The following is an 11392-nucleotide window of genomic DNA, read 5'->3' on the forward strand; positions in this document are numbered from 1 at the left end:
GGCTTGTTGGCTACCTTGTTACCGATGCCGCGTTCCGGGTCAGGCTCGCACCCGACCGTGTCGTGGCTTGTGCGGCTTATCAGGTCTGAATCTGCGAGAACAGCGACAGCTGCTGCGTCGACACGAAGGCCTTCTGCGTGGCCGACAGCTGCGTCTGGATCGTCGACAGCTGTGAGTACACGCCAGCCATGTCCGACGTCGACAGACCCACGAGGTTCGTCAGCTGCGTCGAGTACGTCGTATCGATCGACGTGCCCAGCGTGCCGAGCGTCTGCAGTTCGGTTTCGCGCGAACCGACCGATGCAAGCGTCGTCAGCACCGTCGTGTACGAGTTCCCGATCTGTTGCAGCGACGTGGCCATCGCGTTCGCGATGTTCGTCTGGCCCGATGCGCTTTGCGACGGCGTTTGCAGCGCGGCAATCGCGTTGTCGATCGTCGTGAAGATGTTGTTCTGCGCGGCGGTCGGCGGTGCGACGTTGAACGAGTCGCCGTTAGCCGGTGCGCCGTTGATCGTGATCGTCTCGCCTGCGCCGAGCTGGATCGCCGAACCCGCCGTGAACGATGCCGGTTGCGTGGTCGTCGCGGGAACGGCCGTGTTGTCCGTCACGGTGTAGGTCGTGTTGCCCTGCGCGTCGACCGCGAAGTTAACCGTGAAGTTGTCGTTGTTCGTCGCCGCGCCGGCTTGCGTCGTCGACAGCACGCCGATCGTGCCCGAACCGCCGTTCGTCGTCGGTGCCGTGGCGATCGGCGAGGCCGCGCCCGGCGTTGCGCTCAGGAACACGTTGCTGCCCGGATCGTTCGTCGGGATCTGGCGTTGCGAGCTGACTTGCGCCGAGATCACGCCCTGGTCGCCGTTATAGACGACGCCGGGACCGCTCGCGGCGTTCGTGAACGGAGCCGTCTGCGTCTGGAAGCCGGAGAAGATGTAGTTCCCCGAAGCGTCCGTCGTGTTCGCGAGCGACAGCAGCTGTTCGCGAGCCGACTGAAGCTGCGTAGCGTACGCGGCACGGTCCGAGTCGGTCAGCGAGCCGTTGTTGGCCTTTTCGAGGATCGACTGGATGCTGCGGATCTGCGTCGCGACGCTGTTCAGCGTGCTGTCCTCGAGACCGAGCGACGTCGTCGCCGAGCTCTGGTTCGCGGTGTACTGCGTGTTGTTCTGGACCTTGGTCTGAACCTGCACCGACTGCGCGGCCGAAGCTGGATCGTCGCCCGCGAGGTTCACGGTGCGGTTCGACGAGATCTCTTCCATCAGCGTCACGAGCTGCGACTGCTGGGAGTTCATCCCGCTCACGCCGATCTGGGTGATCGTGCTGGTTGCGATACGCATGGTTTCTTATCCTTCGATTTCAGTCATTCAGTGTGGCGCGCTGCGGGATCGACCCGCCGCGCGGCCAGCATGCTGTTAGTTCTGGATGCCGATGATTGCGTCGAATATCGTGCCGGCCGCCTGGATCACCTTGCTGTTCGCCTGGTACATCTGTTCATACGTCATCATGTTCGTGGCCTCTTCGTCGAGGTTCACGCCCGAGACGGACTGCTGAGCCTGGGTCACCTGCGAGACAAGCGTCGTCTGCGCCTGGTTTGCCGTGTTCGTCGTCGATTCGGCATCGCCGATCGCGCCGACGAACGTCGAGTAAGCGCCGGCAAACGTCTGGTTGCCCATCGTCTTGGCTTGCAGCACGTTCGCCATTGCGAGGGCGTTCGTGTTGTCGGACGGACCGAACGGTTGCGCGGTCAGCGTGTACGTGTCGCCAGCTGCCGGCGTACCGGCCATCGTGAAGGTCACGCCACCGACGTTGTAGGTCGCGCCTGCCGTGATTGGCACATTGGTCGGCGGCGCGGGGTACGTCGTCGACACGCCGTTGACCGTCACGGTCACATCCGGTGTGGCATCGCCCGTCGTACCTTGCGTGAAGTCCATCGTCGTGCCGCCCGCATTCACGGTCGCGGTCACCACGCCTTGCATCATTGCGCCGGTGTAGTACTGAGCCGGCGGCGACGTCACCGTCAGTGCGCCCGAGCCGGTATTCGCCGTGCCCGAGGCTGCGGTCGCTTGCGGCGAACCCGCGGCGATGTCCGAAGCTTGCGAAACCGCGACCGACAGCGTGGCGCCGGCCGAACGCGTATCCGACTGAATCTGGAACGAATCGCCGACAGCCGGGTTCGTCGAAATCGCGATCTGGAGACCGTCGACGTTGATTGTGCTGCCGGTGCCGGTCGTGTTCGGCGTCGCCGCGATCGTCACGGGCGCGGCATTCGTCGTCGTGTCCTGCAGCGTGTAGTTGCCGCCGCCTGCGTACGTGAGTGTGTAGTTGTCGCCCGTCAGCTGGCTCAGCGTGCTGCCGCCGTAAATCGCGCTCACTGTCGCGGCGCCCGTATTTGCCGTGCCCGGCGTCACGGCCGGCTGCGCGACGTTGAACAACGCGCCACCTTGCGCGCCCGTCAGCGTGACACCCGCTTCGTTCTGCTGGTTCATCAACGTGCCCATCGTCACGGCGATATTGCCGAGCGCACGTTCCTGCGGATCCAGCGTCTGGCTGCGGAACTGGAACAGGCCACCGATGGTGCCCGTCGACAGCGTGCTTTCCGCGAGCGGAATGTTCGTGGTCACGCCGCTGCTGTTGGTAACCTGATAGGCAACTTCGAGCTCCGACGTATCCGTCGCCGACGGCGTCGTCGTCAGGTTGTACGAGAACTGGCCGTTCACGAGCGACTGACCGTTGCCGATCTGAACGTTGATCGAGCCGTCCGCGTTGTTCGTCGTGGTCGCGCCGACCAGCTGGCTCAGCTGCGTCACGGCCGCATCACGCTGGTCGAGCAGCTGATTCGGGGCCTGACCGTTGGACGTGCCTTGCGAGATCACGATCTGCTTGTTCAGCGAGGCGATCTGGGCGGACAGCTGGTTGACCTGGCTGACCGCGCTGACGAGCTGCGTGTTGACGTTCTGGCGGACGTCGTTGAATTCCGACGTCATTTCATTGAACTGCGACACCAGCGATTGCATATTGCCGATCGCTGCCTGACGCGCTGCCGTGTCCTGCGGGTTGTTCGCAACCGTCGACAGGCCGGTATTCAGCGTCGTGAGCTGCGTCGTGATACCCGCGGTCGGGTCGCTGACGATCGTGTTGAGCTGCTGAGCCTGCGTGTTGTACGTGCTCAGCGTGCCGCCTTGAGCGATCGCCTTGTTGAGCTGCTGGTTCAGGTAGTCGGCGTACTGACGCTGCACGGTCACGACGTTGACGCCGCGGCCGAGGTAGCCCGCGCCAAGGTTCTGGCCGTTGGCTTCCGCGTATTCGACGACCTCACGCGAGTACCCTGCCGTCGACGCGTTACTGATGTTGTTACCCGTCGTCGAAAGGCCGTACTGAGCTGCGGTGAGACCGCTCTTGCCGATATCTATAAGCGATTGTGCCATGCGTGATCCTGTGTTGCCGCGACGTCCCGGCGCGCGCCGGAAGGGGTGCGGCGTCAAATGGCTCCGGCCAGTCAATGAGTGGAATAACGGCCTTCGACTAGAAAACTTGAGCAGGCGGCCCCGGGGGGCCTGACCTGCTCGCATTGCTGCAAATTACGTGTGAAACCCCGGCCGGCGTGGCTCGCGCTCGGCCTTACACCATCTGATTCATGATCTTGACGAGCTTCTTTGCGTAGCCCGGATCCGTCGCGTAACCCGCGCGCTGGAGACCGGCCGCGAAGCCCGCTGCGTCATGCGAATGCGTCGATGCGATCGTGTCGGCATAACGCGGGTTGCTGCGCAGCAGGTTCGCGTAGTCGACCATCGCGTCTTCGTAAGAATCGTAGGCGCGGAACTTCGCGCGGACCTTCTGTGCCACGCCGTCGACATATTCCGTCGTCATCGCCGTGACCGTGCGGCCCGTCCAGTTCTTGCCGGCCTTGATGCCGAACACGTTGTGCGACGTCGACCCGTCGTGCTCGCGAATTTCGTGGCGGCCCCAGCCCGACTCGAGCGCCGCATGCGACAGGATGAAGCGCGCCGGGATGCCCGATGCCGCCGCTGCCGTACGCGCCGCGCTGCCGAGCTTGTTGACGAACGCCTGCTTGCGATCGTCGCCGTCGTATTCGATCTCGGAATCGTTGGCGTTGTAGTCCTGCTGGTTCGCCGCCAGCGACGCGCCCTGCGAGTGCGCCGACGCGTACGCCGATGCCGCGAGCATATTGAGCATCGCGTTCGTATTGATCGCGCCGCCCGCGCTCGTGCCGCCGTTCGCGTCGTTGCCGCCGGACTGGCCGTCCGCACCGACTGACAGGCCCTGATTGCGCATGAGCTGCGTCAGCAGCTGGTCGGCGACACCGATGCCCTTGGTCGACAGCTGCTGCGAGAGCTGCTGGTCGAGCATCGACATGTACTGGCTGCCGGCCTGGCTGTCGAGCATGCCGTTGGACGGCGTCGCGTCCTGCATGCTCTTGAGCATCATATTGATGAACGTCGCATCGAACTGACGTGCGGCGAGCTTCGCGCCCGCGGCCGGCGAGTTCTGGATCTGTGTGCGCATCGCATCGAAACCGTTGGTGTCGAGTGCGAAGCGCTGCGAGATATCTGCAGAGTTGGCGTTGCCGCCCAGCTGGTTCTGCATGCTCAGACGTGACATGGCGCGCCCCTTAGATGATTTCGAGGTCGGCGCGCAGGGCGCCGGCTGCCTTGATCGACTGGAGGATCGAGATCAGATCCGCGGGCGTCGCGCCGAGGGCGTTGAGGCCCTTGACGACGTCGGCAAGCGAAGCGCCGGCCTTGACCATCTGCAGTGCACCGTTTTCCTGGCGCACCTGGATCTGCGACTGTTGCGTGACCGCCGTCTGGCCGTTCGAGAACGGACCCGGCTGGCTCACCTGCGGCGTCGTATTCACGATGACCGACAGATTGCCGTGAGCGACCGCGCACGACTGGAGCTGCACCATCTGGTTCATCACGACCGAACCAGTCCGTGCGTTGACGACGACCTTGGCGGCTTCCTTCGACGGCGCGACGTCGATGTTCTCGACCTGCGCGAGGAAGGCGACCTGCGCAGCCGGATCCGACGGCGACTTGATCGCGATCGTGCGGCCGTCGACGGGCACCGCGGTGCCGCCGCCGAATGCGTTGTTGATCGCGGCGCTGACGCGCTGTGCGTTGTCAAAGTCGGTCTGGTTCAGCGTCATCTGCATCGTGCCGGCTTCGCCGAGCACGGTGGGCACTGCGCGCTCGACGAGTGCGCCGTTCGAAATGCGGCCGACGTCGAGCTGGTTGATCTGGACCTTGCTGCCATTGGCGGCCGCACCTGCGCCCGCGACCAGCACGTTGCCCTGCGCGATCGCGTAGACGTTGCCGTCGGCGCCCTTCATCGGGGTCATCAGCAGCGTGCCGCCCTTGAGGCTCTTGGCATTACCCAGCGACGACACCGTGACGTCGATTCCTTCACCGGGACGCGCGAACGCGGGCAGCGTCGACGTGACCATCACGGCCGCGACGTTCTTCAGCTGCATGTTCGTGGCGCCCGTGACCGTGATGCCGAGGCGCGCGAGCATGTTCGTCAAGCTCTGCGTCGTGAACGGCGTCTGCGTCGTCTGGTCACCCGTGCCGTCGAGACCGACGACCAGGCCATAACCGATCAGCGGGTTGTCACGCACACCCTGGATCTGCGCGAGGTCTTTGAGGCGCTCGGCGTGCGCAGGCTGCGCGAGCGTGCCGAGCAGCGAGCAGGCCGTGAGCAGTGCGACCGACAGAGCCTGCCGGACCATGCGGAATGAGAATGAGGCGTGCATGATCAGTAAGGCGCAAGGTTGAGGAAGAAGCGCTGCAACCAGCCCATCGTTTCGGCTTCGTTGATGTAGCCCTTCGCGCTGTATTCGATTTTTGCGTCGGCGACCTGGTACGACTTGACGGTGTTGTCGCCGGCGACGGTCGTCGGATTCACGACGCCCGAGAACCGCACATATTCGTTGCCCTGGTTGATGAGCATCTGCTTTTCGCCGCTCACCATCAGGTTGCCGTTGGCCAGCACTTGCGTGACCGTCACCGTCAGCGTGCCGCTGAAGGTGTTCTGAGCGGCCGCGCCACCCGTGGTCTTGAAGTTGTTGTTGCCCGTGATCGCCGTCGTCGAACGGCTCAGCAGGCCGCCGATGATGCCGGGGATGGCCGTCGGCGTGAAATCCTGCTCGGCATTCCGGTTCGCTTGCGTACCGGAGCTCTTCGTTGCGTTGATGGCTTCGCTGATCACGATGGTGAGGATGTCGCCGACGTTGCGCGGACGGCTGTCCTCGAACAGCGGATGGTCCGAGTACCCCGTATAGATCGCGCCGGTGGCCTGCGTCACGAGCGGCCGCGGCGGCGGCAAAGCCGTCATCGGCTGCTGCACGAGCGGCTGCGTCGGGATTTGAGCGCAGCCGGCCAGCACGGCCACTGCGCACACCGCCGCTGCTGCGAACGTGCGTCGCGTCGCAACGACCCGCTGGGGTCGGCGAAGCTCGGTCATCAAGGATTCGAGAGATACCATCACTGCCACCATCATGTTCAGCCCCGGGGTCCGCCGACAAGCGGCTACGGACCGCCGGGTCCGTTTGTGTTACTGGATATTCGTCAACTTCTGCAGCATCTGGTCGGACGTCTCGACCGCCTTGCTGTTGATTTCGTACGCACGTTGCGTCTGGATCATGTTGACGAGTTCCTGGACCACGTTGACGTTCGACGTTTCGACGTAGCCCTGTTGAATCGTGCCCAGACCGTTGAGCCCCGGCGTGCCGACCTGCGGCGTGCCCGACGTCGACGTTTCGGCGAACAGGTTCTGACCCAGTGCCTGAAGACCGGCCGGGTTGATGAAGTTCGCCGTCTGGATCGTGCCGATCGTCGTTGCGTTCGGGTTGGCCGGCGTCGTGATCGTGACCGTGCCGTCGCTGCCGACGGTGAACGACGTCGCGTTCTGCGGGATCGTGATCTGCGGCTGGACCGGGTAGCCCGATGCCGTCACGAGCACACCGTTCTGGTCGGTCTGGAACGAGCCGTCACGCGTGTACGACGTCGTGCCGTCCGGCATTTGCACCTGGAAGAAGCCGTTGCCGTTGATCGCGAGGTCCTTGGCGTTGGACGTTTGCGAGAGCGAGCCTTGCGAATACAGGCGCTCGGTGGCGACTTCCTGCACGCCGGTACCGAGCTGCATGCCCGAGGGCAGCTGCGTGGTGTCGGTCGTCGAGGCACCCGGCTGACGCGTGGTTTGGTACAGCAGATCCTGGAACACGGCGCGCGATGCCTTGAAACCATTGGTACTGACGTTCGCGAGGTTGTTCGAGATCACGTCCAGGTTCGTCTGCTGCGCGTTCATGCCGGTCGCAGCGATGTACAGGGAACGGTTCATGGTCTTTCCTAGTTACTGAAGTTCAGGAGCGCGTTGGCGCTTTGTTCATTGCTGTCGGCCGTGCTGAGCATCTTCATGTGCATCTCGAACTGCCGGGCGTTGGCGATCATCGAGACCATCGCCTCGACGGGATTCACGTTGCTGCCTTCGACCGCGCCGGCCACGACCTGCACGGTCGGATCGTCCTGCGCGGGCTGGTTGTCGCTCGTGCGGAACAGGCCGTCGTCGCCGCGAAGCATATTGGCGTTGCCGGGGTTCACGAGCTTGAGCTTGTCGATGACGGCGATCTGGTTCGGCGAATCGCCGCCGCCGAGTTCCGAGATCGTGCCGTCGGTACCCACTGAAATCGTGCCGCCGGGCGGGACCGAGATCGGACCGCCGTTGCCCATCACGACGCGGTTTTGCGCATCGACGAGCTGGCCGTTTTCATCGACGTGGAACGTGCCGTTCCGCGTATAGGCTTCGTTGCCGTCGGCGGTCTGCACCGCAAACCAGCCGTCGCCCTGGATCGCCATGTCGGTCGGGTTGCCCGTCTTCGAAATGATGCCGGGCGTGTAGTCGGCGACAGGCGTCGAACTCAGCACGAACGTACGCGTAACGTCGTTGTTGTTCGTCGCGAGCTGGTCTTGCGTCTTCAGCGGCACCGCACGGTAGGCGTACAGCTGCGCGCGGAAACCCGACGTCGAAGTGTTCGCCAGGTTGTTGGCAATGGTGGCCTGCTCGTCGAAGGTTTGCGACGCGCCGGTCATTGCGGTGTAAATCAAACGGTCCATAACGGTGCGCTAAAGACGATGTGTGGGAAATGCTGTGACAGATGCCGCGCACAAACCGCACGCGGCGCCTGGTTACAGGCTCAGCCGGGACTGCGCTGAGCCGGTGGCGCGGGCGAACCCGCGCCTGCGATTACGACATGTTCAGCAGCGTCTGGTCGACCGTGTTCTGCGTCTTGATCGTCTGCGCGTTTGCCTGGTAGAAGCGTTGCGCGGTGATCAGGTCGACGAGCGAGCCCGTCAGGTCGACGTTCGAGTTTTCGATCGACTCGGTCTGCAGCTGACCGAACGTGCCCGTACCCGCGGTGCCCAGCGTCGGCTGACCCGAGGTGCCCGTCTGGATCCACTTGTTGTCGCCGACCGGCTGCAGGCCGTTGTTGTTGTTGAACGAAGCCAGCACGAGCTGAGCGACGGTTTGCGTCTTGCCGTTCGTGTAGGTGCAGACCACGTTGCCGCTCTGGTCGATTTCGGCCGTCACGAAGTTGCCTGCCGCGTTGCCGTCCGGCTGCAGGTTGGCCGTGTTGCCCGTGCCGCCGTAAGCCGTCGCGCCTTGCAGATTGAAGTTGATGCTGATCGGGTTGATCGAACCCGTCGCAGACGGAATGCCCGTGACCTGGACTTCGTCGGTATTCGTCTGCGTGGCAGCCGGGCCAGCCGTCGTGAAGCCCGTCAGCGTGCCCGTGTTCGAGAAGTCCATCGTGCCGATCAGGCCGACTGTCGCGACCGTGCCGCCTTGCGCCGGGACCAGCGTGCCGTCTTCAGCTGCGTAGACGCTGTACTGGATCGGGCTCGTCGGCGAGTTGCGCACGTAGTACAGCTGCATCGAGTGGGAGTCACCCAGCGAGTCGTACGTCGTGATCTGGTTCGAGTACGAGTAGCTCGTGCTGTCCGTCGGGTTGAACGGCGTCGTCGTCGGAACCGCTTGCGACGAGTCGAGGTTCAGGCCCGAGGTATTGACGATCGTCGTCGCGGCCGGCGGCATATTGCCCATCGGCACCTGAATCGGCTGCGGGTTGGTCGTCGAAACGACACCGCTCGTGCCGACCGGGTAGCCCGTCAGGTTCGCGCCTTCGGCGTCGATGATGTAGCCGTTCGCATCGGTGTGGAATTCACCGTCGCGCGAGTATTCGATCTGGCCGTTGACCGACATACGGAAGAAGCCGTTGCCGTTGATCGCGACGTCGAGCGGCACGCCGGTGTTCGTGAACGTGCCCGTACCGAAGTTCTGTGCGACGCCCACGACCTTGACGCCCAGACCTGCCGGCGTCGAAACAGCCGTGGCGACGGTGTTTGCGTACATGTCGGCGAATTCGGTCGTGCCCGACTTGAAGCCGGTCGTCGACGAGTTCGCGATGTTGTTGCCGACCGTGTCGAGCTGTGCAGAAGCAGCGTTCAGACCGCTCAGACCTTGTGAATAGCCCATCTAGGCCTCCAGATTAGGTATCAAACGAGCCGCGCGCTCCGGCGCGGCCCCGTTGTATTCAATTCAGTTAGATGATTTCGGCGATGTCGGTCAGGCTGGCCGACTTGCCGTTCGAGAGCTGCAGGTTCGTCGAGCCATCCGTGTTCGAGCCGACCGCGTAGATCGTCGAGTACGCGAGCGGCGTCGCCGTGATCGAACCCGACGTGCCCGTCGCCGTGACCGTGAACGTGTAGTTGCCGTTCGCGACTGCGGTACCCGAGTTGTCGGTGCCGTCCCACGACATCGGCGTCACGCCTTGCGGTTCGGCGCCGGCGTCGATCGTACGAACCGTGTTGCCGTTCGAATCCTTGATCGTGATCTGCACGTCGGTTGCCGCGCTCGGCAGCTGAACACCGAACGGCGTGGCGACCTGCGTGGAATTGCCCGACGAGTCTGTCGTCGTGCCCACCGTGATCGAGCTGCCCGAACTGAGCACGCCGTGACCGACGAGCTGGCCCGCCTGGAGCTGCTGCGTCGCGTTGAGCTGGCTCGCAAGCGAGGTGAGCGAGCTCTGAAGGTTGCTGATGCCCGACACCGTGCTGATCTGGGCCAGCTGCGAAGTCATCTGCGAGCTGTCCATCGGGTTGGTCGGGTCCTGGTTCTGCAGCTGCGTAACGAGCAGCGTCAGGAACGTCGTCTGAAGATCGGACGCGCTGCCGCTCGTCAGGCTGTTGGCACCCGTCGCCGACGAGGCGCCCGAGGTACCCGAGGTGTTGTTGTTAACAGAGGAGGTCATGTTGGGTCAGAGAGGTCCGGGGGCGGATCAGCTGCCGATCGTCAAAGTCTTCAACATCAGCGTCTTCGCCGTGTTGAGCGTTTCGACGTTGGCCTGGTACGAACGCGACGCCGAGATCATGTTGACCATCTCGTTGACCGGGTTCACGTTGGGCTTGGTCACGTACCCGTCGGCATTCGCCGAAGGGTCGCTCGGGTCATAGGTCATCTTCATCGGCGTCGGATCGTCGATGATGTTGCTGACCGACACACCGCCGATCTGCTGGCCCGAGCTCGTGCGAGCGCCGCCAATCGACTTGACCTGGAAAACGACCTGTTTCGCCTTGTACGGCTGGCCGTCAGGACCCGTCGTACTGTTGGCGTTGGCCATGTTCGACGCGGTGACGTTCAGACGTTGCGATTCGGCGGTAAGAGCCGAACCCGCCACATCGAACACGCTCATCATGGAAGGCATGGAATGCGCCCCTTGTTCAGATTGCCTGGATTACAAACCGCAGCGCCGAGCCGTTTTCCCCGCGTCCCGCCGCTGCTTGTTTCTTTGCCGTACCCATCGTTGCTTTGGTTGTTGCCACAATCGGTACGTCGATCTTTGCGCTGACCGGCGAGTCCGCCGATCAATCGTTACTGATCAGTTGCCTGATCAGGTGCCTTGCGTGATCGCGGCCAGCATCGACTTGATCTGGCCCGTCAGCACGGTCATGCCTGTTTCATAGTGCAGCGCGTTGTCCGCGAAATTCACGCGCTCGGTGTCGAGGTCGACCGTATTGCCGTCCAGGCTTTGCTGGATCGGGTTGCGGTAGGCCAGCTGGCCGTAGAAGTCGCCACCCACGGTGCCTTGTGCCTGCGCGGGAATATGCGCGGCGTTATCCGTGACGAGCGACAGGCCGGACTTCGACGCTTCCGCGTGGCCGCCCTTCTTGAGTGCGCTGGTCAGCGTCTTGGCAAAGTCCATGTCACGCGCCTGATACCCGGGGGTATCCGCGTTGGCAATGTTCGAAGACAGCACTGACTGGCGGTAACCGCGCAGATTCAGGGCTTCCTGTCCGAACTTAAATTCAGCATCGAGTTTGTCGATCATC

Annotated in this window: 11 protein-coding genes; all 11 read right to left on the reverse strand. The window is 63.5% G+C overall.

The genetic code is table 11. The annotated features are described in order from the left end of the window. Positions 1-79: 79 nt before the first annotated feature. The 11 genes from flgL to flgB all read right to left on the reverse strand — a co-directional run bounded on the left by flgL (position 80) and on the right by flgB (position 11391). Complete coding sequence (gene flgL, locus ACMFWR_RS00380; RefSeq protein ID WP_413193093.1) at positions 80-1327, reverse strand: flagellar hook-associated protein FlgL; 1248 nt, start codon at positions 1325-1327, stop codon at positions 80-82. 75 nt (positions 1328-1402) lie between these two features. After that, entirely contained in the window at positions 1403-3415 is a 2013-nt protein-coding gene (gene flgK, locus ACMFWR_RS00385) for a flagellar hook-associated protein FlgK (RefSeq protein WP_413193094.1), read from the reverse strand. Between the two features lie 193 nt (positions 3416-3608). Further along, positions 3609-4610 (reverse strand): flagellar assembly peptidoglycan hydrolase FlgJ, encoded by a 1002-nt coding sequence (gene flgJ / locus ACMFWR_RS00390; protein ID WP_413193095.1) that lies wholly within the window; start codon positions 4608-4610, stop codon positions 3609-3611. Between the two features lie 10 nt (positions 4611-4620). Further along, positions 4621-5736, reverse strand: a complete 1116-nt coding sequence (locus ACMFWR_RS00395; RefSeq protein ID WP_413194961.1) for a flagellar basal body P-ring protein FlgI — start codon at positions 5734-5736, stop codon at positions 4621-4623. Between the two features lie 26 nt (positions 5737-5762). Continuing rightward, positions 5763-6470: a flagellar basal body L-ring protein FlgH gene (locus tag ACMFWR_RS00400; RefSeq protein ID WP_413193096.1), complete on the reverse strand. Its 708-nt coding sequence runs from the start codon at positions 6468-6470 to the stop codon at positions 5763-5765. Between the two features lie 90 nt (positions 6471-6560). Further along, positions 6561-7346, reverse strand: coding sequence for a flagellar basal-body rod protein FlgG (gene flgG, locus ACMFWR_RS00405; protein WP_413193097.1), 786 nt, complete (start codon positions 7344-7346; stop codon positions 6561-6563). Between the two features lie 8 nt (positions 7347-7354). After that, the gene (gene flgF, locus ACMFWR_RS00410; RefSeq protein WP_413193098.1) at positions 7355-8119 is read right to left on the reverse strand and encodes a flagellar basal-body rod protein FlgF; all 765 of its coding nucleotides are present in this window, start codon (positions 8117-8119) and stop codon (positions 7355-7357) included. 130 nt (positions 8120-8249) lie between these two features. Further along, entirely contained in the window at positions 8250-9539 is a 1290-nt protein-coding gene (gene flgE / locus ACMFWR_RS00415; protein WP_413193099.1) for a flagellar hook protein FlgE, read from the reverse strand. A 67-nt stretch (positions 9540-9606) separates the two neighbouring features. Further along, positions 9607-10314 (reverse strand): flagellar hook assembly protein FlgD, encoded by a 708-nt coding sequence (locus tag ACMFWR_RS00420; RefSeq protein ID WP_413193100.1) that lies wholly within the window; start codon positions 10312-10314, stop codon positions 9607-9609. A gap of 27 nt (positions 10315-10341) precedes the next feature. Continuing rightward, on the reverse strand, positions 10342-10767 hold the full coding sequence (gene flgC / locus ACMFWR_RS00425) for a flagellar basal body rod protein FlgC (protein ID WP_413193101.1): 426 nt from the start codon (positions 10765-10767) through the stop codon (positions 10342-10344). Between the two features lie 186 nt (positions 10768-10953). Next, positions 10954-11391 (reverse strand): flagellar basal body rod protein FlgB, encoded by a 438-nt coding sequence (gene flgB, locus ACMFWR_RS00430; RefSeq protein WP_413193102.1) that lies wholly within the window; start codon positions 11389-11391, stop codon positions 10954-10956. Position 11392: the final 1 nt, after the last annotated feature.

It is taken from the genome of Pararobbsia alpina (assembly GCF_965118125.1).
GTDB classification, from domain to species: Bacteria; Pseudomonadota; Gammaproteobacteria; order Burkholderiales; family Burkholderiaceae; genus Pararobbsia; species Pararobbsia alpina_A.